The 24,866-nt window shown below is 49.9% G+C and carries 19 protein-coding genes; 6 read left to right on the plus strand and 13 right to left on the minus strand.

Features of this window, described 5'->3' with window-relative positions; all coding sequences use genetic code 11:
- Positions 1-48: 48 nt before the first annotated feature.
- On the plus strand, positions 49-516 hold the full coding sequence (locus ACR6Z4_RS16925) for a hypothetical protein (protein ID WP_479718476.1): 468 nt from the start codon (positions 49-51) through the stop codon (positions 514-516).
- A gap of 125 nt (positions 517-641) precedes the next feature.
- Here ACR6Z4_RS16925 and ACR6Z4_RS16930 read toward each other — a convergent pair whose 3' ends face one another.
- From ACR6Z4_RS16930 to ACR6Z4_RS16965, 8 genes are all read right to left on the minus strand, one after another.
- On the minus strand, positions 642-1,145 hold the full coding sequence (locus ACR6Z4_RS16930) for a GspH/FimT family pseudopilin (RefSeq protein WP_479718477.1): 504 nt from the start codon (positions 1,143-1,145) through the stop codon (positions 642-644).
- A 54-nt stretch (positions 1,146-1,199) separates the two neighbouring features.
- Positions 1,200-2,270 carry a PulJ/GspJ family protein gene (locus ACR6Z4_RS16935; RefSeq protein ID WP_479718478.1) on the minus strand — a complete coding sequence of 357 codons (1,071 nt, stop codon included), beginning with the start codon at positions 2,268-2,270 and terminating at the stop codon, positions 1,200-1,202.
- A 91-nt stretch (positions 2,271-2,361) separates the two neighbouring features.
- Complete coding sequence (locus ACR6Z4_RS16940; protein WP_479718479.1) at positions 2,362-3,138, minus strand: hypothetical protein; 777 nt, start codon at positions 3,136-3,138, stop codon at positions 2,362-2,364.
- 119 nt (positions 3,139-3,257) lie between these two features.
- On the minus strand, positions 3,258-8,108 hold the full coding sequence (hpsA, locus tag ACR6Z4_RS16945) for a hormogonium polysaccharide biosynthesis protein HpsA (RefSeq protein ID WP_479718480.1): 4,851 nt from the start codon (positions 8,106-8,108) through the stop codon (positions 3,258-3,260).
- Positions 8,109-9,380: 1,272 nt separating this feature from the next.
- Positions 9,381-10,538 carry an NAD(P)/FAD-dependent oxidoreductase gene (locus ACR6Z4_RS16950; protein WP_479718481.1) on the minus strand — a complete coding sequence of 386 codons (1,158 nt, stop codon included), beginning with the start codon at positions 10,536-10,538 and terminating at the stop codon, positions 9,381-9,383.
- A gap of 363 nt (positions 10,539-10,901) precedes the next feature.
- Entirely contained in the window at positions 10,902-11,357 is a 456-nt protein-coding gene (gene psbQ / locus ACR6Z4_RS16955) for a photosystem II protein PsbQ (RefSeq protein ID WP_479718482.1), read from the minus strand.
- Between the two features lie 210 nt (positions 11,358-11,567).
- Positions 11,568-12,629 (minus strand): tRNA (adenosine(37)-N6)-threonylcarbamoyltransferase complex transferase subunit TsaD, encoded by a 1,062-nt coding sequence (tsaD, locus tag ACR6Z4_RS16960; RefSeq protein ID WP_479718483.1) that lies wholly within the window; start codon positions 12,627-12,629, stop codon positions 11,568-11,570.
- Positions 12,630-12,818: 189 nt separating this feature from the next.
- Complete coding sequence (locus tag ACR6Z4_RS16965; protein WP_479718484.1) at positions 12,819-13,205, minus strand: RidA family protein; 387 nt, start codon at positions 13,203-13,205, stop codon at positions 12,819-12,821.
- A 395-nt stretch (positions 13,206-13,600) separates the two neighbouring features.
- On the opposite strand from ACR6Z4_RS16965, the gene ACR6Z4_RS16970 reads away from it, so the two are divergent.
- Together ACR6Z4_RS16970 and psaJ are read left to right on the plus strand one after the other, a co-directional pair.
- A complete protein-coding gene (locus ACR6Z4_RS16970) occupies positions 13,601-14,074 on the plus strand; it encodes a Photosystem I reaction center subunit III (RefSeq protein ID WP_479718485.1) in 474 nt (157 codons plus the stop codon).
- A gap of 156 nt (positions 14,075-14,230) precedes the next feature.
- Positions 14,231-14,359 carry a photosystem I reaction center subunit IX gene (psaJ, locus tag ACR6Z4_RS16975; protein WP_479718486.1) on the plus strand — a complete coding sequence of 43 codons (129 nt, stop codon included), beginning with the start codon at positions 14,231-14,233 and terminating at the stop codon, positions 14,357-14,359.
- A 341-nt stretch (positions 14,360-14,700) separates the two neighbouring features.
- On the opposite strand, the gene gmk is transcribed toward psaJ, so the two are convergent.
- Positions 14,701-15,288: a guanylate kinase gene (gene gmk / locus ACR6Z4_RS16980; protein ID WP_479718487.1), complete on the minus strand. Its 588-nt coding sequence runs from the start codon at positions 15,286-15,288 to the stop codon at positions 14,701-14,703.
- Positions 15,289-15,638: 350 nt separating this feature from the next.
- On the opposite strand from gmk, the gene ACR6Z4_RS16985 reads away from it, so the two are divergent.
- On the plus strand, positions 15,639-17,126 hold the full coding sequence (locus ACR6Z4_RS16985) for a folate/biopterin family MFS transporter (protein ID WP_479718488.1): 1,488 nt from the start codon (positions 15,639-15,641) through the stop codon (positions 17,124-17,126).
- A 104-nt stretch (positions 17,127-17,230) separates the two neighbouring features.
- Complete coding sequence (locus ACR6Z4_RS16990; protein WP_479718489.1) at positions 17,231-18,766, plus strand: carotenoid oxygenase family protein; 1,536 nt, start codon at positions 17,231-17,233, stop codon at positions 18,764-18,766.
- 243 nt (positions 18,767-19,009) lie between these two features.
- Here the strand turns inward: ACR6Z4_RS16990 and ACR6Z4_RS16995 are convergent, their stop codons facing one another.
- Complete coding sequence (locus tag ACR6Z4_RS16995; RefSeq protein WP_479718490.1) at positions 19,010-20,071, minus strand: ABC transporter permease; 1,062 nt, start codon at positions 20,069-20,071, stop codon at positions 19,010-19,012.
- A 132-nt stretch (positions 20,072-20,203) separates the two neighbouring features.
- Positions 20,204-20,716 carry an adenine phosphoribosyltransferase gene (locus ACR6Z4_RS17000; protein ID WP_479718491.1) on the minus strand — a complete coding sequence of 171 codons (513 nt, stop codon included), beginning with the start codon at positions 20,714-20,716 and terminating at the stop codon, positions 20,204-20,206.
- Between the two features lie 344 nt (positions 20,717-21,060).
- On the opposite strand from ACR6Z4_RS17000, the gene ACR6Z4_RS17005 reads away from it, so the two are divergent.
- Positions 21,061-21,855: an SH3 domain-containing protein gene (locus ACR6Z4_RS17005; RefSeq protein WP_479718492.1), complete on the plus strand. Its 795-nt coding sequence runs from the start codon at positions 21,061-21,063 to the stop codon at positions 21,853-21,855.
- Between the two features lie 201 nt (positions 21,856-22,056).
- Here ACR6Z4_RS17005 and ACR6Z4_RS17010 read toward each other — a convergent pair whose 3' ends face one another.
- Together ACR6Z4_RS17010 and ACR6Z4_RS17015 are read right to left on the minus strand one after the other, a co-directional pair.
- The gene (locus ACR6Z4_RS17010; RefSeq protein ID WP_479718493.1) at positions 22,057-22,731 is read right to left on the minus strand and encodes a response regulator transcription factor; all 675 of its coding nucleotides are present in this window, start codon (positions 22,729-22,731) and stop codon (positions 22,057-22,059) included.
- Positions 22,732-22,801: 70 nt separating this feature from the next.
- A complete protein-coding gene (locus ACR6Z4_RS17015) occupies positions 22,802-24,349 on the minus strand; it encodes a sensor histidine kinase (RefSeq protein WP_479718494.1) in 1,548 nt (515 codons plus the stop codon).
- Between the last annotated feature and the right edge of the window lie 517 nt (positions 24,350-24,866).

The following is a 24,866-nucleotide window of genomic DNA, read 5'->3' on the forward strand; positions in this document are numbered from 1 at the left end:
CTTGTAACGTTTGTTGCATGCCACGAGCAAACATCCCTCGTGTGGGCGATGACGGTTAGCCCATTATCCTTTGACAATCTTGGTCTTATGAATGATTTGGCGATCGCTCTACTCAGTTCTGTTTTACTCATCTGTACGGGTAGTGCATTCACCTCTCTAGAGGACTTACCTCAGGGTGAATACTACTATGCACCAGGTCAGTTGGTTGGGGAGAACAACACCCCCAGAGCAACTCGGCTGAGCAATCCATACATTGTGCTGTTCAAGTCAGGGCGTATCATCACTGGATTTGAGTGGCGATCGGCAATAGGTGCCATTTGCTTCCGAGGCTTTGCCGATGGCAATCAAATCGTTGATATGACTCAAGTTGAGCCACCGTATGGTCCTGCGGCTCACTGGCAATTTCGGGCAGGCACGGCGATTGATTTCGATCACTATCAGCGGATCGATCAACCCCTTTCTGAGGCAGATCAAGAGCGCCTACTCAGTTGCATTCAAACATTTGGAGACCGTTAAATAAAACAGGGTGGGTGTGGAACCGATGCACTCCGCGCATCGGTTCCACACCCACCCTTTGGGTTATGAATGTATGGTGCCCTATCTCCTGGTTGAAGATGGCTATGTTGGGTCGTGCTCGTTGATTAAGGGCAAACCGGATCTTCCCCGGCACTAACCTTACGCACAGCTCCCAATAAAGTTTGTACGACAACGCATCGTTTGCCGCCCGTGACCGGCGTCGTCAGTGTAAACACAATGGGTAAAGTTGTTCCTTCAACCAAATTCCCCCTTTCGTCAAATGCAACTTGGGCAGGGGTTACAGAAGATGTCAGCTGAACAATTTGCCGATTAGCTGGATAAGAGCCATAGCCAAGTCGCTCAGTTTCACCTTTTACCGTTAACGCTGGTGGATCGACAGTCGTGTTAATACTCATCGTTTGCGGGCGTCGAGTGCGTAAAGCTTCTGTTTGGGCACGTCGAATGGCTAAAACAATTTGGTCTTGACTGTTACCCAACCGGCGGCTGTTGGTAAACGATAGCCAACTTGGAGCCGCAATGCCAAAGAGGACTCCAATGATGATGACAACAGCCAACATCTCAATTAATGTGAAACCGGATGTAGATTCGCGGGTTATGGATCTGTTCATAATGTTCCAACTCCAAGCTAATAGTTTATGCCGAAAAGAATTGGCTCAACAGATCTATTCATCTGGGTTTCTTTGCAATACGCCTCGGCTCAAGACTCTGGTTTCTACAGTCGGCAAAAATCCTCTAACTGTATTGATTGCCGGTCTTCTATAAGCATTGCCCCGGACAAACAAAATGACATCTTTGTTTGCACCTGTTGAATTGCTACTACTAATACAGGCATAAAAACTTCTAGGTTTACTGGCAAAGTTGCCTGTTGGCAGATTAGGGCTGAGCCGATAAGCGAACGTTGTCGGGGCGTTGGGATTCGGACAAAGCGTATTTTCATCCGTGGCAAGAGGGTCGGGTAATGTCGGGCCGGGGATTGCTGCATTGATATCCATTCCCGCACCATCGTCAACAAAATCTACCAGAACCTGTGCGGCTCCATTTGGTTGAGAGCTCTGCGGGTTAATGACTGTGCCGGTACTAGAGTCAACGGCAAACGGCCAGCTGGCAAAATTGTTATATTGCCCTGGATCAACATAGCCTGCATTGGCAGCCCCATTTTGATCAAATTGGGTGAGTGCATACCGAGTAATCCTGGCTTGACCTCTCCAGGTATTACTTGAATTGTCGTTATTCAGCGAATAAACAACTAATGAATACGAGTTGGCGTTGAGGCAGGGAACGTTAGCCGGTGGACTAGCCGAACTGCATTGGTTTTTCAAAACTTGGGGCAAGGGTTGCTGTTTCCAGAAAGCAAGCACGGGCATGTTGCTTGCGCTGGTGAGTGAAGCGGGGAGATAGGGCAAAATTCCATAACATGCTTGCCCTGGGGTGGTACCTGTCGCGCCAGCTAAACAAGCAGGGTCATAGACATAAACCGCCTCTTGCACTTCATTGGCGATGAAATCTAGGGCTAATCGCATTTCTCGCTGAGTATCATTTCTAGAAGCTTCTCTTAGGTCTGCTTCTAGCAACTGAGTCACGATAGACAGCAAACCAGCGACGATGCCCGCTGCGATAATCGTGACAATTAATAGTTCGAGTAGAGTGAAACCCTTGGTATGACTTGCATGACTGTGCTTACGTGCAGAATACCATCGTTGCTTGAGTTTGCTGATCAGAGCGTGTTTTGCCATCTCTCTTGCCCAAAATTGAGTGCCCAATTCAACACAACATATATGTGTTTTTAATATTTACAACCTAAGCCGCTATGCCATCAAACAGAATTTAGAAACAATTGCCATTATTGGTGAAATAATCACAAGCTGTGTCGCTACGCTCTGCCCAACGCATATCACTGTAAACCACTGCCAGTGGATTACTGCGTTGGCTACCATTCCCTGACGTGAGAATCAAAGAAGCCTGGTTGGGGCTCAAACCGCCCCCTGTGATGCGATCTCTAGCCAGAAATGAATAGACCCTTACTCCCAATTGAAACCGAGTCGGTCTCGTTCCACCGGCGGTTGCTTCAGCACTCGACACAACACCCGCAGTCGTGAAGGATTGTAGATAAAAATCGGCCTGGCAATCGCCATCGACATCGATAGGACGAACTTGCGCCAGCGTCAGAACCTGTTCTCGGTAAGTATTACAGCTTGGATTGATCGAATCCAAAATGTTAGTTGGAATGGAAGACGGATTGCTAGTATTACTTAAATTAACTGTGTTGCCACTGACTGGGGCATTTGATACAGGAGGCAATACGTTGCGATAGTGGTCGCCTCTAGACACCAAAACTTGAATGCGGTCAACCTCGCCCTGAGCCAGCTGAAAGGCTTGTTCTGCTCGCCGATTTTGGACTCGCGTAGCCGCCGCAATAAATAGAGGTGGCGCAATCATGGCAGCCGTTAGCCCAATCACAGCGATCGCCATGACGCATTCCAACAGGCTAAGACCTTGCTCAGAAGTCTTGCGCTCTACAGTCATGCCTAGATCAGGACGAACGGGCACATCAGGGCGTTGGGGGTGGAGTAACTGCCGGGACAAAAACATCAGTAGTGACATGGACGGACTCCCTTGCAAGGATTTTAGAGTGAGATCGGGCAGACGTTAGCAGCACTCAAGTATGGGTAGATATCTATTGCTGCTTTACAGGAACGATATCCACCCATCGTGAGTAGACACTAGACCGGGCAACGCTCGGGGTTGCTGGAGTTGGCTTTGAGGCAAAGTTGCCGCATATAGGGGTCATTTGCCGCAGGTTCGCTATAAAACTCATTGCGGACAGAATCCAACGTCACAAAGCGAGCAGCGATAGGACCTGCGGGTGCATACTGTAAGCCAACGTCATACCCCCAACGTCGTGCCGGTGGGTTGTAATATCCGATGTTTTCACTCGTGACCGGAGTTGTTCCTGGTTCCCAAGCATCGTGGTCAAACGGACCCGTTGCCTGGTTGCTGAAGTTTAACTGAAGGAACGATCCAGAGATGAAGAGGGCACGACTGCTGCCCCAGTCTTCCTGGAAGCGCGGGAAGTTGTGTAGCCCACCGTAGGATTGGTTAATCCTGGAGGGTACCAGACCGCTGATGATAATCGAGTTGACACGCGTATTGTTGATCCCGGTCATTAGTGACTTCGCATCTGAAGGCAAAAAATATTGCTGAGCGGTCAGTGTGCCATATTTCGTATTTGCCGGAAGTGTTGTGCCTGTGAAGTAGTGGGGATTACCTTGCCGATTGATAAAGATCGGTGAGCTTCCTTCATTAGGGTTTGGTGCCGTTGCAGTACCTAGCCCCAAGCTATCAGCCGGGTTTGCCCGTAACCAACGAATCCCAGATGCGTTAGTGCTGGGGTTCGAATTGGGTCGATCCTGGTTGAGGTAGGAGGTGCGTAGATGGGCTGAGTTGCAGTTATATTCGTTATCCCGTTTGGTTGATGAGATAACAGCGCCACTGCCGGTTGCAGCCGTCAATATGCCATCTTCAAGACTGCCGTCGCAGTAGTCATCAGACAAAATAGAAACGGCATCCGCCAAAATTTCCGAAGGTCGCCACAGGTCGCTGTTAGCTCGGGCAAAGCCAGAATTGAGGCTATTGCGCGTATAGAAGTTGCTAAAGTCAGTTGCCAGTGCCTGAGTAAATTCCTCTGACGGTGTGCTGGCATTAGCTGCTGCCTGGTGCAGATTAAAGTCGCCCTGGAGATAGACCGGGTTATCGGTGATAAAGGATAAACCTTTGCCATCATCGCCTGTGCGCCCTACCTCTGCGCCATTGCGAATTCGGAAACCGTGAGGACGACGATCGGGATCGGGGAGATAATCGACAGGTTTCGTCGAGATTTTATTGTTGGGGTAAATGGGTGGATCGGTAGACGAGAATGCATTGCTGGTTGCATTCATCCGGCAGGTGGCGCTAGTATTCAACTCGCTTTCTGAATCGCAGGCTCCCCAAGCAGCACTTGCAGGTCTGACGATCTCTCGTTCAGATACTGAATCTTCGCGATAGGCATAGACAATGCCTTTCTTGGGCAGCCAAAAGTCTGGTACACCAGATGGCGATGTGCGCCGAATTAGGTCGATGTTGACATCCAACATGCGAGTGGGCATCATCTCCCGCCCATTGAAAGGTGCCGTATCTTTAAAGGCAACCCGATACAAGTTAGCAGACACTGGGTTGGGCAGTTCATTAGGGCAAATGCCATCGCAGATCTTGATTAAGGTATCGCGATTATTGTTGGGGTTGGTGTCGGCTAAAGCCTTTTGATAGCGAGTTGCCCCCTGATTGGGCGTCTCAATCGGTAATGTCCAGTTGCTCCGGTTAATCAGTTTGGGGGTCAGCGCAATGTCTGACGGCCGAACAACACTATATGAGACACTACTGTTGACTGAGTTGATGTAAGACAGAGCCGGGTTTGTCCGATCTTGAGAATCTCGGCTGTTGGCATCATCCGGATGCGGTTCAAAGTTGGTATAGATGATCGCATTCGGATCGTATGCCGTTACTGCGTTGGCAGACCCACTAAAAGCTCTAGGAAGCGCTTCATCTTTCGCATTGAATAGCGAATAAATCACAGGATAGCGCGGACGGCTGGAACAGAGGTATTCTAACGGCTCACCTGAAATAGGGGCACCTAGAGCAGTATCAGTCAGATCTTGAATTACCTGGATTGCGGTGCCATCACCACTTAAGGTATTGCGACCAGAAACGGTAGCATCGGTTCCTTTCCAAAGGCTACAAAACCCAAGAGGAGCCTGGGCATATTTAGCGGTTGCAGTATAAGCCCCCCACATGCGATCGCGCCCGACCTGTTCTTTGGTAATGATCAACCGCGCTAAGGCGATGATCTTATTCAACTCATCTTTTCGAGCGGTAGAAGTAGCCGCATTATCGCGCCACCGTTCTAGCAGTCTGATATAGACCTGGGGTTGTTCTGCGCCAACCGCTGGGGTGAGAATCCCGGAAGTACGGGGAGCCGTGCCCAGTGGACTGGTGCCGTTGATCAACTGCCGGATTGCACCTCTCAGCCCTTTGTTATAGTCTGGAGAACCCGAAACTAGTGGAGTGGTGGATGTGTTAGGTAGACCTAAAAGATCTCGTCCACCGCCAGTGGTTGAATCTTGGGCAAGTGCTCGCAGATCAAATTTTTCCAAATAATCCAGGTTGTATGCCAACATCCCCAATGTGCAGGCAGAGGTTTGCAGAGTAGTTTTGTCCGCAGGGCTTAGCTCAGCATAGGTGGTGCCACCGTCTACCATGGCGATGACGCGGCGCAAGTTAGAGAAATCCCCCCACATTGCCATGCTGGGATAGGGATGGACATTCGCATCCTGTACAGGCTCAAAGGAAGGCGCACCGCCGTTGGGGTCTCCGGCAAACGTTGCCAGATTGCGCAATGCCTGCATCATCGAGGCATTACTGGTGACATTGGCTTGCGGTGCTGTAAATTCCCAACCGTTGGTGCCCATACCCCAGAAGAAATTACTGATAATCGGTTTGGTGCCGCTGGTACGGGTATAGGCAGTTGCACCACTTCCTAGAGCCGCATTGGGTAAACCATATGCCAAGTCCTGGAACGTTGCACTATTTGCCAGGGTCGTTGCCGTGCCGGGGTGAACGGTTGTTGCCAGGCAGGCCAGAGGAGCATCCTTATCGTTGCTCCCTCCGTGATAGACCGCAGTGGCTTGGACGGCTGCTAGATTATCCCAGAGGGTGGTGCGTTGACGTGCTTCGTGGCAGCGACCTGTGCTGTTAGCTGGGCAAGTTTTCCAGGGGCGCAGTGGCTCGTCATCCAGATCATTATTTGGACCGCCCCAACCTAACGGATCGCCCAATTCCAGACGTTGCCCAACAATTAGACGCGTCCCCGACCAACGGGCACGACGCTCCCAGTAGCCATCTAAACCAAGCTGCTCTTCGCTATCAGGGGTCGGTGCGTCTGAGAGTGTCAGGTACTCGTTGGGACCGATGTCTGTGCCAATGAAAATGCCAGGGAACGAACCATTAGGGGAGTCGTCGTAGCGGGGCTTGGGACCATAACGGTTGTCTGCGCGGAAAAAGTCGTCTACATAAGGGGTGGTACGAGCCGTCTCTTGCCGCATCCGTCCTTTGGTTCTGAACTGGGTACTTTCCCATGTAGCAGATCGATAAGTCGCAGGATTGGCTACCCCTCTGCCAACAGAGAAATCGAGAGTCTGCAATTTGACCGGATCGAGGGCATAGTTAGCAGGTCCACTCCCCCCCCCTGTAGATGAATCGGTTGTGGTGGTAAAGCTGGTCTGTGTTGTACTCGTGATGGGGGCAGTACCCTGACCATTGTAGAGATGGAAATGGTTAGTATTGCCAAAGGTGTTGTCCCCAACTTTGCCACTCAGCCACTGCCCCTGAAATGCCGGACGACCATCTTCAGGATTTTCTGCAAATTCACGCACCGTAATTTCGGATGCATCTTTGGTGTAGAAGCAAGAGTAGGGAGAGCTAATCATGTAGCCCCTGAAACTATCGTTGCCGATAATCAGGTTGCCTTCCGTGTGCATTGCCCCGTTCCAGTTGAACAGAGGGCCAGGAAACACTTCCAGGTCATTACGGAACCAGGCTCCCCACCGATTGCCTCGATTGACTTCGCGATCCTGGTGAAACTCTAGGGTCGAGACGGTACCGTTGGCAGCATCGGGCTGAACAAATACATCGACCTGGAAGTTTTTCCGCAGGGTATTAGGGGAGGTGCTATCTGGAACCCAACCTCGGTCAGGCGACGTTGCGGCTCCAGGCAATGTGCAAGCAGCATTTTGCTGACTGGAGTTGCTGAGAGGACCGTGGCGCACCTGGAGTACCTGGGCGCGAGATGCGACCCCTGCCTGGTTAGCATATCTCAGGTCATTAATGTTGGCAGGTGTACTGAGGATAATCGAATATAGAACGGTGCCATCTGGATCTCCATCACTATTGGAGTCAATCCGGAAGCTCCAGGCATTGTCAACGGTGCCGTCGCCATTAATATCAACCCGTGTTTCACCGGGGAAGGTGTAAACATCACAGTCCGCTGAGGGAGCTGTGGTTGAGCAACTGGGGGCATTGGGCGGCGGAATGATAGGGGTAACTCTAATCGTTGAGCCTCCTCCCGCGTTGATGGTGCGCCCATCGTTGTAGAGCATCCCCAACAATTGCAATTCGCTAGGAATCCCCGCTGGCAGACGAAAATCGCGCTGCCGATCGAACATGTATTCTAGTTTCGACTTTGCTCGATCGATCGCTGGCGTACCGGAGTTATAAATGACGCGTTGTTGCCGTTCTCCAATGGTTTCTTGCGATCGCGTATAGGTGCGATAACCGATGGAACCCACGGTCAGGGTGAGAATGAGCAATAGCAAGACAGTGGTTGGTAACACAAAGCCTGCCTGCACAAACAGGGGCTGCCTGCCCAATAACAGCAGCGATCGCAAAAGCCAGGTAACGATACCTTTCGTGAGTAATCTAACGGTGTTGCCAATCTGCTGTGAAAGCTGCTGGATGGCTCTAGTTAACTTTCGGGTTGACATGGCTGCCTTCCTGTTGAAGATGAAGTGACAAAGAGGAACGTGAACAAGTAACCGTTGGGTTAATGGATTGAGATGGGGATAAACCCTGGTGATGCACGAAAGGGGTGAGGCACATCCTAGCCCAGTCTGAGAGGCGAACTTAGTAGCAGTCTACAGTTGCAGCTATAAATTTCTCATATAGGTTTTCATTGTGGTAACAATATATTCACATCATCAAGGGGAAAACTACGATTTTGGCAACTCCTTAAACTTCAGTAAAAGTAATGACGATTACCAATGAATTTCGTTCTTGTTGATTATGTACTTCGTATAAACAATGAGTTATGCGCCCAGCTATCTTGGTTTGTCCGTAAATGATTTGTGAAGAAGTGCGTTACTCATAGGGGAATTTTAGTAACACCACGATCACTTAAAAATGAATACGGAGTCGTAGTCTTGAGCTTGCTAAGTTTACAAATTTTATCTAAACGTAATAGATGCGATCGCGCATCGGATCGGCAATAGGGGCTTAGACGCTATCACTGAAATCAGGATTTTAGCGTTGATCTACAACTATTTTTCAGAGTGACAGCGATCCGTGCGATCACGGTGACCGATCAATTGGATGCGATCGCACTGAATTAGATCTCTGTTTTAACTCTGAACGTAAAATCAAAACAAGATCAGAGTGTGAATTTTAAAGTTCGACAATCTCCAGAGATCCTCTAAATGATTAAAGATAGGCTACCCATCCTCAACAAATTAGCGATCAGGTCAGAATAAAGCGTTTTCAGAGAAAACTCATACTCTAACCCGTTCGAATCGTGGAGGGTACACCTGGTAAACTACACAACATTAAATCGTCTTTTTATCATTAAATGTTGTCGAGTTCATAGTAAAGATTTGAAAGATCCGTTCTTGAGAAAATAGAGAAAAAAGTTCTATCTTGCGGAAGATGCGGAATCAATAAAAATAGCATCATTTTTATTACCAACAGCGACCGATTTGAAACGTAAAGATTGAGAAAGGGAGCATGGAAGACATCGTCTTCCATGCTCCCTTTCTGGAGATCTGCTGATTAACTGACAAATCTTCGTAAGGGCAGGTTTAGCAAATGCCTAATCGGTTTGCAGTCAGCGTTTCGGCAAAACTTGTCCCTGCGGTAGAATGCGCTTTCTGGCACTTTTGTCGGTTGATCAGGCATGGCTCTGAACTGGCACTTTTTAGGAACGAGCGAAATAAGGTGCCTGGAGTAAATCTGATCTGAAAACTCTGTCTGTATCGACGATGCCTTCAGTACCCCATTTTTTCCCGAATGGCGATCGCTGTTGCCGGTGCTAACAACACACCATTGCGGTAATGTCCGGTTGCCAACAAGACGTTACTATAGCCGGTCAGCGGTTCAATAATAGGAGCCGGACGATTGAACGGACGTGGTCGTAAGCCCGACCAGGTTTTTAGAACGGTGCCGTGGGCTAAGGCTGGGCAGAGGGCGATCGCCCGTTGTAAAACGTTTTGCAGTTGCTCTGGGTCGGCAGATAGGTCTCCCGATTCGGCTGAAAACTCCACAGTTGCACCAACCCAATACTCGCGATGCTCGCGATCGCCAACGGGAACGATGTGGATATCTTCTCCACTGATGACGGGTTGGAAGCTAGGATGGCCTAACGGTTGCTCTAAACGTAAGCACATTGCCTGCCCCAATACCGGACGAATATCCAACGGCTGCGGCGCAAATTGGGTTAAGTCGGTTGATCCCAATCCGGCAGCCACCACGACCCAATCCACCGAGAGCGATGCTGTTGATCTGTCTGCTGCTGCTGTTTCAATGTCAATTGCCGACACTTGCATGAGGGGGGTGTCGGGTAACGCGCTGGTGTCATTGGGCTGAGGCGATCGCAAATAGGGGAGGCTCTTGACCGTTGCATCAAAATGAAATTCGACCCCGTTGTGCTGAGCGGCTGTGACCAATGCCTGAGTCAGAGCCGTAGGGTCAAGCTGGCGATCGCCGGGAGAATGGATGGCGGCTATGCAACGGGACGTCTGGATCTGAGGACAGCGCTCCTCCAGCTCTGCCGTATCCCAGAGTTCCAACTGCCAACCTTGACCATGGCGAATATCCCTTAAGTGTTGCCAGCGCTCTAGTTCTGGCTGCTCAAAGCACAGCATGACAACACCCTGACGATTGTAGGGAATGGTTTGACCCGTGGCGGCTTCTAGTTCTGGAATCAACGTTTCGTAGCGTTGCAAGCTCGTTTGCCGAAGTGTCCAGGCTCGTCCTTTCGTTTTCTGGCTAATTGCCCCCATTAATACCCCCAATGCCGCCCCTGTCGAAGCTTGGGCAGGCGGTTGAGGATCTAACACAGTCACTTTCAGACCGTTAACCTGACTGAGTTCATAGGCGATCGCTGCGCCTATCACGCCACATCCAATTACTGCTACATGCGTCATCCGAGACAACCCTATCGTTAGCCTATGGCGCTACGCGCCTGAATAGATTACGGGTGTGAGTGAGCGTGACACTCCGCATGGCTTTCACTCAACACCTAGTACACCAACTTAAAAGTTTTAGAGGGGGTGGAGAGGGTGAACCCCCCTCTTGGGGGCGCAGCCCCCAAACCCCCCAGGTTGCAAAATTTAGTGTTTGTAATACAAATTTGTTTGAATTTGGTCTGAGAGAACGATGGCGGAGCCATCGTTCTCTCAAAATGAGTTGGGGTTAATCAAATTCACGATTTTGAGATAAGAGACGAACAAAAATTTAGGGGAATGGTAAGCATCGCTCACCACTCCCCTAAATTTTCACTGATTTGATTAACTATTCAATGCGTCGGCAGGGACGTATTTCAAGAATGCCTCAAAGTCTTTGATGGTGCGATTGTAGCTCAGCAGTGCCTTCTTACTATCTCTAGTCAGGGTTGCTTCATCAATCAAGTTCAAATCTTCGTAGACTTCTTTGGCTGCCTGGAGCGCTTTGCTTCGAACTTTCGGCTCTAGACTGCGTGCCAATCGGCTCATGCGCACACGGAGTTCGCCCAACGGTCCATGGATGAAGGATTGTACGTCCACCCAATTTTGCTTTTGTACGAGCGGTGGAATTTCGAGTAAGCGATCGCGTAATTCTGTGACTCCAGTTGTATATTGCTCGATTTGCGCCAATTGAGCCGTCGTGTAAACAGGACCCCTGGCAACGGGTGCAGAACTACAACTGACTAAGAAGATGGCGATCGCCGCAACGAACAAACTTAAAATCGACCGAAATCTTCTCATTAATTTCTCCTTGACTCTATATCAACTGATAGCTATGCGTCACATTATCCATAACCCCTTCCATTCAACCACCCTCTGAGGTTGGAAAACAACAGGTTGGCGTCCGTAGCATGGGGGATTGAATAAAACCTATGCCTGGTTGAGCGATCGCTGGCAGAGCCAGCGATCGCTCAACTAAGCTGACGGGTTGTGAGCCTTACCGTTACAGGGTTAGGGTGACTCATTCAAGTTCTCACGGTAGAGGCTCATCACGGCTGAGATTGCCATGCGAGAGTGTGCCCCCATCGTTAGAGGCGATCGATCTCCCCGATCAAGGTGCTCAGCCGCTGCACAAGCAATCATGGCGGCATTATCGGTACAAAACCGTAAGGGTGGAAACAAAACGCGCAGGTTATGAGCCGTCGCAGCAGTTTGTAGATGTTGGCGTAGCGCACTATTAGCCGCAACACCACCGCCAACGGCAATGGTCTGTAACCCGTAATCGAGGGCACAGGCGATCGCCCGCTTAGTCAGCGCTTTTGCCACCGTTGCCTGAAAACTAGCCGCCAAATCAGCAACCGGAAGCGGTTCGCCTGTCTCTTGCAATTTTTGCGTGAGCCGTAAAACGGCAGTCTTCAGACCGCTGAAGCTGGAGTCGTAGCGATGATAGCCGCCTTCGGGAAGTGAAATTTGTCCTTCGGGTAAGGGAAATGCTTGAGGATTACCAGATTTAGCAAGGCGATCGATGATCGGACCGCCGGGATATCCTAACTTCAGCAATCGGGCAACTTTATCAAACGCTTCCCCAGCCGCGTCATCCCGTGTTTGCCCCAAAATTTCGTAATGCCCGCAGTCTTTGACGTAGATCAGGCTGGTATGCCCACCCGACACCAATAAGCAAAGGAAAGGGGGTTGCAACTCAGGCTCACTCAGATAAGAGGCATAGAGGTGTCCTTCGAGATGGTGAACCCCAATGAAGGGCTTGTGGTGAACCATTGCCAGCGTTTTACCAGCGGTTAACCCGACCAACAATGCCCCCACCAAACCGGGTGCACAGGTGGCTGCGATACCGTCGATCTGCGACCAGGCTAATTCCGCTTGCTCCAGGGCTTGGGCGATCGCCAGATTGATCGTTTCCACATGTTGGCGTGATGCCACCTCGGGTACAACCCCGCCATATGGCTGATGAATCTGGATCTGAGACGATACAACATTACTCAGCACCTGGCGATCGCGCACGATCGCCACAGCGGTCTCATCACAACTGGTCTCTAACGCCAAAACGGTTGACATGAATTCGTAGGGTCGGGATAACGCCCACTCTTTAAGGATTTACGGTTCGTTGGAATTTTGATTGGGGCGCGGCTCTGCCGCGCCCCAATCAAAATTCTAATGAGTTTAGCAATCGTTTGTCTGGGACAACCTATCTCACCAGCGATGCAATAGCCGTGATTAGTAGTGATCAAACGCGATCAAAACCGATTAAATGACGGCGATACACTCGATTTCGACCCGCACATCTTTCGGCAAGCGCGACACTTCCACACAGGCACGGGCAGGCGCATTGTCTTCTCCAAAGGCTTTGGCATAGACGGCATTCATTGCCGCAAAGTCATTCATATCTGCCAAAAAAACGGAGGTTTTTACCACATCGTCTAATGTGGCTCCAGCTGCCGTGAGAATAGCAGTGAGGTTTGCCAGCACCTGTTCGGTTTGTGCCGCGACATCCCCGTCACCCACGATCGCACCTGTTTTGGCATCAAGGGCAATTTGCCCAGCCACAAAAACCATCTGCCCGGTCGCAGCGATCGCCTGATTATAGGGACCGACGGGCGCAGGTGCTTGATCCGTTTGGATAATCTTTTTCATAGTTTCAGACATTCAATAGAGCAACGCGAAATGTTTTGCAGGGATTTGCAGAGAGATTTGCAGAGAGTGGACAGATGGAATCCTTTAGGAGTGTATACCAAATCTCTAAACGGTCACATCTAAACCCCAGAAGGTAAGCTGACACAGCGATCGATAGAGATAGAGAATCCAGAATTTTTAGGGTGAAAATATGACCCAAACTCAGCTTTGGCAGCGAATTTTCTCTGGACGATTTCAGCAATAAAAATTATTGGCGATCGCATCTGTTAAAAAGCTTAACTTTACTGGGTTTCCCTCTAGCAGTATGATTGCTCTGAAGTTCAGCGTTAGTCTGTACAAATAGCTTAAATTTTGTACGAAAAACTTTGTTTTTTGTAATGAAGGGAAACAATTCCATGCGACGGTTGTTTGCTCTAGTTTTAGTGTTTTTTCTCTGGGTTGGATTTGCTCCGCCTGCCTCTGCTGACGTTTTGACTCCTTGCAGTGCGAATCCCGCTTATCAGCAACGTGCTGCTAAAGCAACGACTGCTCAAGCTAAGGCTCGTTTTGAAGCATACTCTCAGCTTTCCTGCGGTACCGAGGGGCTGCCCCACCTAATCGTGGATGGTACGCTCAGCCACGCTGGCGAATTCTTAATTCCTAGCGTGCTGTTCCTTTACATTGCTGGCTGGATCGGTTGGGTAGGTCGTGCCTACCTGATCGCCGTTAGCAAAACGAAGGATCCTGAAATGGGTGAGATCATTATTGATCTACCGAAGGCAACGGCTTGTATGCTAACGGGTTTCCTCTGGCCCCTGGCAGCACTGAAAGAGTTCACAACGGGTGAATTAACAGTCAAAGATAGCGAAATCCCGGTTTCACCCCGATAGATTCGTTACCTTTATCTGTTGACTCTTTGATTCGTTTTGGGTGGATTCGACCTGCGTTTCCTCAAACTCGTTTGGGGAATTGCTGGTATTCAATATCCACCTCTTCAATTGCTTGCTGTGCCTCGATCATTTCCGTAGTTTCGGAGCGTATTACAGATGCAGTATTTCGTTAAATACCTTTCCACAGCGCCAGTTTTGGCAACCATCTGGATGTTTATCACAGCCGGAATTTTGATTGAATTCAATCGTTTTTTCCCGGATTTGTTGTTCCATCCCCTGCCTTAAGACGCATTTGAAATGGGTTGAGGACAGATTTTATCTATCCCAACCTTCCTTTTTGATCTATTCAGGAGGGAGCAAGCTCAGCTTGCTCCCTCTTTTTATTGTGCTTATTGCCCTTGGCGTGACTGAATACGGGGATGAATGGTGAGCGGTGGCAACGTGACTAGTCCCCTAAGTCCCCTAAGTCCCCCACGTCTGGGAGACTTTGAGCAATCCGGCTCCCCCAGAATTGGGGGTTGGGGGGCAAATTCATACGTCTATTCAGCGCCGCCTTGCCCTTAGAGCTGACAAGTTACAACATGTCGCGCCCAGATCGATTGCGGGGGTTATGTGAGAGCCAGCTATTATCCATCAACCGAGGCTGGGGTGGCAAGATTCAGGGTCGGAAACAGCGCCAATTCAATTTGGTCGAGTGCTTGCTCCAGATCGTCATTGACCACCTGCAAATCAAATTCATCGGCGGCTTGAATTTCGGCATGAGCATGGGCAAGACGACGAGCGATCGCGGTTTCTGGGTCTTGACCACGCCGTCGCAGACGATATTCTAGTTCTTCTAACGATGGCGGCAGAACAAAAATACGGAAAGCACCCGGAAAGCTTTGATGAATCTGGCGAGCACCTTGTAGTTCAATTTCTAAAACCACCCATTTGCCATCGCGAATTTTTTGCTCTACCGCCCGCCGTGGCGTGCCATAGAAATTGCCCGCAAACTCAGCCCACTCTAGCAATTCGTTATCTTCTACCATTTGCTCAAACTGCGAGCGATCGGTAAAAAAATAATGTTTGCCATTGACTTCACCGTCACGGGGAGTGCGAGTGGTAACAGAAACGGACACATATAACTCAGGATGACGGCGGAGTAGCGATCGCAACAAAGTTCCTTTGCCGACACCACTGGGGCCGGTGAGAACGATTAATTTACCTTGTCCCATTGACGAGTTGCTCCGCTAAAGTAATGTGGCTAAACAATTGATAAAAGAAAATTGGTATTGCTGAATCCTAGTATGAATGTGCATGTGAAACCGCAGGCTTCACATGCACATTCATACTCAAAACCAGTCACACCGAAAAATTAGATCCGATTAATTGGGCAATCGGGAGAGAGAGGGTTAGTGAGCCTGCAAGTTCCTCATGTAGATAGCTTTCAGCTAAAAGATCCTTATTTTATCCTTCCCTGGCTCCCCGCTTCTGGGTCAGTTTTAATGCACAAGTCGGTAGACACTTGAGAGGGGAGAGATATCATAGTAGGAAGTGTTGATATTTCTTAACGATCGCATATTGCATGGTTGCTTCTTCAACAAAGCTAGCGAAATTCAAGGACTCTCTGACCACCAAGATATTTTTGGGTCACGAGCCCAGCCCTGAATTGGTCGCCATTCTGCTGGTCTATTTTGTCCAGGGTGTCTTGGGGTTAGCACGACTTGCCATCAGTTTTTTCCTCAAAGATGAGTTGGGCTTGGGGCCAGCGGAAGTCTCTGCTTTGCTGGGGATTGCTGCTATTCCCTGGATGATCAAGCCGTTGTTTGGGTTTCTGTCGGATGGATTGCCGCTGTTTGGCTATCGTCGCCGACCGTATCTGATCTTGTCGGGCTTACTGGGCACGAGTGCCTGGATTATTTTGGCAACCTCCGTCCACAGTGCCTGGTCAGCAACATTGGCGATCGCCTTGAGTTCGCTATCCATCGCATTCAGCGACGTTATTGTAGATTCGCTGGTGGTTGAGCGGGCACGAACCGAATCGTTGCAAGATGCAGGGTCGCTGCAATCGTTGTGCTGGGGATCATCGGCTCTGGGTGGGTTGTTAACCGCTTACTTCAGTGGCTTTTTGTTAGAGCATTTCAGCACCCGCACGGTTTTTGGGATTACGGCAACGTTCCCGCTGATCGTTTCTTTGGTAGCAGGGTTGATTGCCGAATTGCCCGTTGAACGAGCCATGGAATGGTCGGTAGTGGGGCAACAGATTAAACAGTTGAAAGGGGCGATCGCCCAAAAATCCATCTGGATGCCCACGGTGTTTTTGTTTCTTTGGCAAGCCACGCCCACCGCAGAATCAGCTTTCTTTTTCTTTACGACTAACGAACTGGGCTTTTCTCCAGAGTTTCTCGGACGGGTTCGATTAGTCACCAGTATCGCCTCTCTGGTTGGCATCTGGATGTTTCAGCGATTCTTCCGCTCCATTCCGTTTCGCACGATCTTCGGCTGGACAATGGTAACCTCAGCCATCTTGGGGATGACCATGCTGTTGTTAGTGACCCATGCCAATCGTGCCCTGGGCATTGACGATCATTGGTTTAGCCTGGGCGACAGCCTGGTCTTAACCGTCATGGGGCAGATCGCCTATATGCCCGTTTTGGTTTTAGCGGCTCGCCTCTGCCCTCCGGGGGTTGAAGCAACCTTGTTTGCGCTGTTGATGTCGGTGACTAACTTAGCAGCACTGCTGTCCTACGAAATGGGCGCAGGGTTGATGCATGTTTTGGGAGTGAGTGACAGCAATTTCGATAACCTCTGGTTGCTGGTCGTGATTACCAATCTCAGTACGTTATTGCCCTTGCCCCTGCTGGGTTGGTTGCCCAATCAGGAAACGGAAGCCATCGAATTTGAGGCGATCGCCTCGCCTGATGCCCTCCCTCCTTCAACGCAATCAGAAGTGGAACTCAGCATGCCGTTACACACGGTCGATCTCACAGGCGATCTAGAACTGGTTCCTGTGGTTGCTGGACCACCCCCTCATTCTGCTGAAAGCCAGCCTATCGAAGATCCGTTGAATTAAAACAGGTGTGTTTTAGATAGGTTGAGGGGTTCGCGTAGCGAACCTCTTCAATCTTCCAGGACAGCACCCGGCAACCCTAACAACCCTAATTTCCCTAATTTAAGATGCAAACGGTTCAATTTCAGGACGATACCACCCCATCTGCCCCGGTTCCTTATCAGATCCAAGATTGGCGCAAAGGCTATCGATCGCTGACGGAAGAGTTTGATTATCCGATCGACGACATCGAGGGACAGATTCCCGCTGATCTACAGGGAACCTTGTTTCGTAATGGACCTGCCCTGTTGGATCGCGACGGGCAGTCGGTACGGCATCCCTTTGATGGCGATGGCATGATTTGTGCGATCGCCTTTGCCGATGGCAAAGCGCATTTCCGTAACCGTTTTGTGCGCACCGATGGCTTTGTTGCTGAGCAACAGGCACAGAAATTTCTCTATCGGGGGGTGTTTGGCACCCAAAAACCGGGGGGATGGCTGGCGAATTTATTCGATACGCGCCTGAAAAATATTGCCAATACCCAGGTGATTTACTGGGGGGACAAACTCCTGGCGTTGTGGGAAGCTGCCGAACCTTACCGGCTTGATCCCCAAACGTTAGAAACGATCGGCATCGATTATCTCAATGGGGTTTTGCAACCGGGATCTGCCTTTGCGGCTCATCCCTGGATTGATCCGGCGTGCCCAGAAACAGGGCGATCGCCCCGTCTCGTTAACTTTGCCATTAAACCCGGACTTTCGACCGCCATCACAATTTACGAATTTGACCCGACAGGGGCGTTAGTGCAGCAGCAAACTCGGATGGTTCCGGGTTTTGCCTTCATGCACGACTTTGCCATCACGCCGAACTATTGCATCTTTCTGCAAAATCCAGTTTCGTTTAATCCTCTACCCTATTTACTAGGTTGGCGGGGTGCAGGCGAATGTATCACCCTACAGAAAAATCAGCCCTCTCAACTGATTGTGATTCCTCGGGATGGCACGTCGGCGATCCAGATGATTCCTATTAAGACGGGTTTTGTGTTTCACCATGCCAATGCCTTTGAACATGAGGATGCGCTCTATATCGACTCTGTAGCCTATGCCGATTTTCCGGCGGTCGATCCCGATCAAGATTATCGAGATGTTAAGTTCGAGGTACTGGCACCGGGTGAACTCTGGCGATTTCGAGTCAATTTAGCGGCGGGTACCGCCAGTCAGACATTGTTAGAAAGCCGCTGTTGCGAATTTCCGACGCTGCATCCAGGGCATGTTGGACGCCCTTATCGCTATGTCTATTTGGGAGCTGCCCATGCATTCACAGGGAATGCGCCGCTGCAAGCGATTATCAAACTCGATCTGGAGTCAGGCGATCGCCAGCTCTGGAGTGCGGCACCATCTGGATTTGTTGGCGAACCTGTGTTTGTGCCCCGTCATCCTTCAGCTATGCCCGATGGCTTACCCAGCACTACCTACGACGGCAACGAAGATGATGGCTGGCTGATTACGATGGTATTTGATGCCCAACGCGATCGCTCTGATGTCGTGATTTTGGATGCGCGGGATCTGAGTCAAGGGGCGATCGCCCGTCTACATCTCAAACACCACGTTCCGTATGGATTGCACGGCACCTTTACTCCCAACTATTTTGGAGCCATGGCTTAAGCACATGTGATGTGTTGAGAAGCGGTGCTCTGCGCCCTGACAGACGATTGATTGCTGTGCGGTCTGCTTAAATCGGTACAACGCTAAAAACCTTGTGTCGAACGCTGCGCGTAGGATATAGCGTGGTATATCTGGGGTCTAGTACACCAACTTAAAAGTTTTAGAGGGGGTGGAGGGGGTAAAACCCCCTCTTGGGGGCGCAGCCCCCAAACCCCCATGTTGCAAAATTTTGTGTTTGCAATACTAGTTAATGTCAGATAGCTTGATGCGGGGATCGACTGTTTTGAGCATTAGATCTGCCAGCAAGTTCCCCAAAATCAGCATTGTTGCCCCCATCATCAAACTTGCCATGACCAAATACAAATCCTGAGCGGTCACTGCTTGCAAAATCAATCGTCCCAATCCAGGCCAATTGAAGTAGTTTTCGGTGATAAATGCGCCACCGAGTAACCCAGAAAACTCAAACCCCAGCAACGTAATCAATGGATTCACCGCATTGCGCAGGGCATGAACATAGATCACCCGATTTTCGGGTAAGCCTTTAGCACGAGCCGTTTGAATATAGTTTTGCCGCAGCACATCCAGCAATTCACCCCGCGCAATTCGTTGCAATCCGGCAAACCCCGTAATGCTCAATGCCAGCGTTGGCAAAATCATATGCCACGCAATATCCAAGACTTTACCGGGCAGTTGCAGATCGTTGTGATCGATACTGGTCATGCCACCTACGGGAAACAGCGGCGACAGATTTTGTGCCAGGAAGAGTAACAGCAGTCCGGTAATCAGCGTCGGAAAGCCCTGCCCAATGTAGCTCATCACTCGCAAAACGCGATCGATCGCTTTATTTTGATGCACGGCTCCGATAATCCCCAACGGAATAGCGATCGCCCAGGTCAAAATCAACGATGCGATCGATAGCAACAACGTTGCCGGAATCCGCTCCCATAGCAATGCCGTCACCGAACGCTGATAAGCAAAGCTATAGCCAAAATCTCCCCGAGTAACAATTCGGGTGAGCCACCGCCCATATTGCTCGATCGCAGGTTTATCTAAGCCAAACTGTTGCTCCAGCGCCTTCAAGGTGTCTTCTGAAATTTGTGGGCTTTGTCGCAACGTATCTAGATAATCGCCCGGTGCCAATTGAATGATAAAAAAGCTCAATGCCGATGCCAACAACAGCGTCAGTAATGCCTGCAAGAGTCGTTTGACCACATAGGTAAAGGTTTCACTCGTGACCGCTGCAATCAAGCGATCGCCGATTGACTGAATCACCTGCTGAATCGACGTGGCTTTCGTAGAAGTCATAGAGAGACGTGGTTGAAGAGAGTAGAGGGAATGGGGAAACGGCTCCTGAGTTTTTGGGAAAGGCGTGTAGAGTGCGCCTTGCCCAAAAACGAATACCAGATTTGTAACACGACCTGATGATTTACACCGGATTTAATACTGTACCAGCGTAACGATAGGGACATCGGGCAAATTTTTGCGTCCGTTTAAGCCGACTAGCTCAATCACAAAGGCAAATCCGACGAGTTCGCAGCCGCCTTGTTCGATTAGTTTAGCAGTTGCAACCGCCGTACCTCCGGTGGCAATCAAATCGTCTACCACTAACACTCTGGCTTGCGGATGTCCTGCATCTTGATGCATTTCTAAGCGATCGATGCCATATTCCAGTTCGTATTCGATGGCATGAACGGCTGCTGGCAATTTCCCCGGTTTGCGGACGGGAATAAAACCGACTCCCATCTTATAAGCCAGGGCAGTCCCGAAGATAAACCCGCGAGATTCCATGCCAACAATATAGTCTGGGCTGAGCGTTGCACATTTTTCGGCGAGACTATCGATGGCGTACTGAAGCCCTGCTTGGTTGCGCAGCAGAGTTGTGATGTCTCGAAAGACGATACCCGGTTTGGGAAAGTCTGGAATATCTCGGATTAAAGCCTTTAAATCCATAACTAATGGAACTCAATGATTAAATAGCAATATCGTAGAAATCCTATCATCCCATGGAATTTTAGGCAGTATAGCGCTTCGGGCTTGGCTAGCACCAGATTATTGTTTGAACGCCATGCAGAGCATGGCGTTCAAACAATAATCGATCCTCCACTCAATTGACAATTGCGGCAGAACATAGAATGGCTGAATTGGGCTGAGAGTTGCTATGAAAGCTAGACTCTGCATGACGTTCATAGCAATGCTGAGGGGCTGAGTGAAATGTCCTTGGGATGGATGCGATCGCCAAGAGATTCAACCTATGATTTGGTATCTCATACAACATTTTTCAAACCAAAATTCAGATGAAACATAACCAACGGTTAACCATCGGGGCGATCGCCGCATTACTGATGGCGGGTACGTTAGCTGCCTGTCAAGCACCCCAGGAGACGACGACTCCACCTGCCGATGTCACAGCAACGGCAACCACGACCCCCAGCCCAGTTCCTTCTACAGGCACCTCGGCAAACTCCTATGCTCCGCGACCGGCTCAACCGATCGACCAGGTGGACGCAGGCAGTGATTTCTTTACGTTTCGAGCAGATCTCCGCCAAGCCGTTAGCGATCGCGATGCCAACTATATTCGGTCGATTGCAGATCCAAATATTCGGCTTTCCTTTGGTAACCCGACCCGCTTAGATGAACAGGACCTCGATAACCCCGATGCTCCGTTCTGGAAATATTTAGAGCGATCGCTGGCGATCGGTTGTGCCAATGCAGTGCCAGGGAATCCGCCCGACGATACGACCTGGGCTTGCCCCTCCGTATTTCAAGCGCCTGAAATTGCCGATGCGTTTGTGGATATCTTCATCGTTGGCGAAGGGGTAGAGGTTCATACGGAAGCCAATGCCACTAGCCCCGTGGTTGCAACGGTCGCCAACGAAATCCTTAAAGTTGACAGTCAAGCCCTGGCGACAATGACTGAGCCGCAACTGCAAGCGATGGAAACCTTAGACGGTTGGCGACCTGTGATTTTGCCAGATGGACAACGCGGATTTGTGTCGAGTCGTTATGCGTATTCTCCTGTTGGCTATCGGGCGCTATTTGGTAAAGTAGACGGCGAATGGAAAATGCAAGCCTTTGTCAGTGGCGATTAAGGGTTCCTATCTATAGCGCTTTACGCCCGGATAGATGATGGCTCTTGAGAGAGCGGCGTGCGCCGCTCTCTCATACCGATTTAATGTGAAGCTACGTCTTATTCAACCCCCGGCTGTCGCCGTCCCCCTTGCCAAGGGGAACCACAGGGGGTTCTAGTTTGGCGCAACTTCATAAAAGATTGGTATCAAGAGCCGTTAGACCTAATCTCTTAGGACGTAGCCCACACCCCGCACGGTTTGGATCAGCCGTTTTTCGCCGTTTTCTTCGAGTTTGAGGCGGAGATAGCGGATGTAGACTTCGATGATATTAGAGTCGCCCATGAAGTCATAGCCCCAGACTTCTTCTAAGATGCGATCGCGGGTAATCACCTGACGGGGGTGTGCCAGCAGATGTTCGAGCAAATCAAATTCTTTTGCTGTGAGTTCAATCGGTCGGTGATTGCGGATGACCTCGCGGGTACGACGATTGAGGGTCAAGTCTTCAAATTGCAGTTGGTCGGCATCTTCTTCCTGGGTGCGGCGTAAATGAGCCCGCACTCTAGCCAGCAACTCTTCGATACTAAACGGTTTTACAACATAATCATCGGCTCCGGCATCTAACCCAGCTACGCGATCGCTGACTTCATCTTTAGCCGTTAACAAAATGACCGGGACTTTATTGCCCGTTGTCCGCAACCGCCGACACACCTCTAAGCCCGTTAATCCTGGCAGCATCCAATCTAAAATTACCAGGTCGGGCGTCGCCTCACGCGCCTTGGTCAACCCCGATAAGCCATCATGTTCTACGCTAATCTGGTAGCCTTCACAGCCCAATTCTAGTTCGATAAAACGAGCCAGTTTAACTTCATCTTCAACAAGTAAGATATGTGCTGACATAGAGTGACTCCTATACTGAACCAATATCTGAACCAATAGCTAGAAGGATGGGGAATGATTTAGAGAGAGGTTAAGGTGTTGAACTGGAGGATAGTTGTTTAGGAACTGTGACTAATCGGGTAGGTAGGGTGATGGTGAAGGTACTGCCCTGGTTGGGTACCGAGTAGACAGAGAGGGTACCGTTCATGTTTTCGATTAGGGCTTTGGCGATCGCCAGCCCCAGCCCAACCCCTCCGGTAGACCGCGCGCGAGAAGGATCAACCCGATAAAACGGATCAAAAATCCGCTCTTGCTGGGCTTCCGGAATCCCGCAGCCGCGATCGCAAACCTGAATCACAGCCAGATCTTGCTCTTGCTTCCAGTTGAGCACCACAGGCTGCTGGGCATCGGAAAATTGCACCGCATTATTCACCAGATGAATGAGCGCTTGCATCAGGTAGTGTTGATCGGCAATCACGGTCACCGGAACGACGGGCGCTTCCAGTTGAAACGAACGCTGCTCGCATTCCTCCGTCATACTCACCACCGCTGCCACAATCTCATCTAAGGGCAAAGGCTTAAGGTCAAATTGCACGGTGCCGCATTCTGCCCGTGCCAGGTCGAGCAAGTCTTGCAACATTTGAATTGTCCGCTCTGTCTCAGATGCCGCGATTTGTAGGGCTTCCTTTTGTTGGGGTGTCAGGTTTGTGCCGCGTCTCAGGATGCTTTGTAAATAGCCATAGACGACGCTGAGGGGCGTGCGCAGTTCGTGAGAGACACCGTTGGTAAATTGCCGTTGTTGCTCTCCGGTTTTCGACAGTTGATCAAGCAAACGATTCCAGTTTTCGACGAGTTCTCGCACCTCACCCGGTGCCTGGTTGGGGTCTACTGCCTGGTTGGTACCCGCTTTACCACATGCCATCTGTGCCGTTTGCCGCAAGGGATGGAGCGATCGCCAGATAAATAAGGCACTGATAGCAGTTAATGTGGCGATCGCCATCAGGGTGCCAATCACCAGACTTTGGGTGATGGTCAGCATCATCCGATAATCTTGTGTCACATCTCGGGCGACATAGATATACCCCAGCTGATTATTCATCGGTAGTGGCGTACTGCACCAGACGACATAATGTCCGTTGATCGCATCAATGCGGGGGTTAACAGACAATTGAGTTGAAGCGATCAATGCCCGTTTGATGGTTGCATCGGGAAACAGGGGAGATTGGGCAATTACCTTGCCTCCCGGTTGCTTGACCCACAACCATAAATCGGAAGACGACCACTGATTGACCACCGTTTGCATCCGGTGGCTAGATGCGGCAGGGCTTTCATCAACAATTTCGCGGGGTAGATGTTCGATAATTGCCTCTAAATCGCCACTATGCGTATCGAAGATCATCCGCTGCATCTTCCAACTCGTCCATGCCGCTAACCCACCCAACCCCAACAGCGATACTAAAGCGACACCTATCGTTAACCGAAATTGCAGCGAAGAGGGATCAATGCCGCCATAGTTGCGCTTGCTTAATTTATTCAGGACTTGCTTAACCACCTTCATGTCTGCAACTAGCTCATGCGTTCTTGAGTTCCCGTTGTCTTCAGCTTGTAATTCAGCGTGTCGATAAGGTTGAAATCTCACTGAAAATTATGGAAAACTTTAAAATTAAATCTGCTATAAATCTTCTTTAATTAAGCCCCAAATATACACCTAACTCACCATCTCAGGGATGACCGATGCTCACCGATACGTCCGCTTGAAACCAGAGTGATTGTTCATATTGCACGTATTAAACTCTGTCGTATAGGGTACACCGAACCCCCGACACCATTTAAGCCTTGATCCGTCGGTCATCATGATTGAAGATCAAGCTGTGAAATTCTACACTGCCTGCTGTACGGACGGCATAGGGCTTTAGGTTTAGGTTTTAATTGTGCTGAGATATAGATCGAAGAATTAAGGGTTTGCGGCTACCCAATTAAGCTCCTTTCTCTTGCCCATGCTTGGTTTCAAGCTCCGGAAGCATCGTTGAGAGAATTGATATTAGTTTAATGCTGAGAATAGAAATATGAACCGGAGATTGCTTAGCAGTTTTTTAATCCAATTGCTGTGTTCGTTAAAACAGATTTCATCTTCTTTATTCAATCGGATCAAGCTG

This window comes from Calyptranema fuscum S582 (assembly GCF_055793305.1).

What these genes read in the sequence shown, in the direction of transcription:
- ACR6Z4_RS17010 (WP_479718493.1), bottom strand. Translation starts at nt 22,731, where the DNA reads ATGTCAGCACATATCTTACTTGTTGAAGATGAAGTTAAACTGGCTCGT.
- psaJ (WP_479718486.1), top strand. Translation starts at nt 14,231, where the DNA reads ATGCAGTATTTCGTTAAATACCTTTCCACAGCGCCAGTTTTGGCAACC.
- gmk (WP_479718487.1), bottom strand. Translation starts at nt 15,288, where the DNA reads ATGGGACAAGGTAAATTAATCGTTCTCACCGGCCCCAGTGGTGTCGGC.
- ACR6Z4_RS16965 (WP_479718484.1), bottom strand. Translation starts at nt 13,205, where the DNA reads ATGAAAAAGATTATCCAAACGGATCAAGCACCTGCGCCCGTCGGTCCC.
- tsaD (WP_479718483.1), bottom strand. Translation starts at nt 12,629, where the DNA reads ATGTCAACCGTTTTGGCGTTAGAGACCAGTTGTGATGAGACCGCTGTG.
- ACR6Z4_RS16970 (WP_479718485.1), top strand. Translation starts at nt 13,601, where the DNA reads ATGCGACGGTTGTTTGCTCTAGTTTTAGTGTTTTTTCTCTGGGTTGGA.
- psbQ (WP_479718482.1), bottom strand. Translation starts at nt 11,357, where the DNA reads ATGAGAAGATTTCGGTCGATTTTAAGTTTGTTCGTTGCGGCGATCGCC.
- ACR6Z4_RS16995 (WP_479718490.1), bottom strand. Translation starts at nt 20,071, where the DNA reads ATGACTTCTACGAAAGCCACGTCGATTCAGCAGGTGATTCAGTCAATC.
- ACR6Z4_RS16990 (WP_479718489.1), top strand. Translation starts at nt 17,231, where the DNA reads ATGCAAACGGTTCAATTTCAGGACGATACCACCCCATCTGCCCCGGTT.
- hpsA (WP_479718480.1), bottom strand. Translation starts at nt 8,108, where the DNA reads ATGTCAACCCGAAAGTTAACTAGAGCCATCCAGCAGCTTTCACAGCAG.
- ACR6Z4_RS16925 (WP_479718476.1), top strand. Translation starts at nt 49, where the DNA reads ATGACGGTTAGCCCATTATCCTTTGACAATCTTGGTCTTATGAATGAT.
- ACR6Z4_RS17000 (WP_479718491.1), bottom strand. Translation starts at nt 20,716, where the DNA reads ATGGATTTAAAGGCTTTAATCCGAGATATTCCAGACTTTCCCAAACCG.
- ACR6Z4_RS16930 (WP_479718477.1), bottom strand. Translation starts at nt 1,145, where the DNA reads ATGAACAGATCCATAACCCGCGAATCTACATCCGGTTTCACATTAATT.
- ACR6Z4_RS16950 (WP_479718481.1), bottom strand. Translation starts at nt 10,538, where the DNA reads ATGACGCATGTAGCAGTAATTGGATGTGGCGTGATAGGCGCAGCGATC.
- ACR6Z4_RS16985 (WP_479718488.1), top strand. Translation starts at nt 15,639, where the DNA reads ATGGTTGCTTCTTCAACAAAGCTAGCGAAATTCAAGGACTCTCTGACC.
- ACR6Z4_RS16940 (WP_479718479.1), bottom strand. Translation starts at nt 3,138, where the DNA reads ATGTCACTACTGATGTTTTTGTCCCGGCAGTTACTCCACCCCCAACGC.
- ACR6Z4_RS16935 (WP_479718478.1), bottom strand. Translation starts at nt 2,270, where the DNA reads ATGGCAAAACACGCTCTGATCAGCAAACTCAAGCAACGATGGTATTCT.
- ACR6Z4_RS17005 (WP_479718492.1), top strand. Translation starts at nt 21,061, where the DNA reads ATGAAACATAACCAACGGTTAACCATCGGGGCGATCGCCGCATTACTG.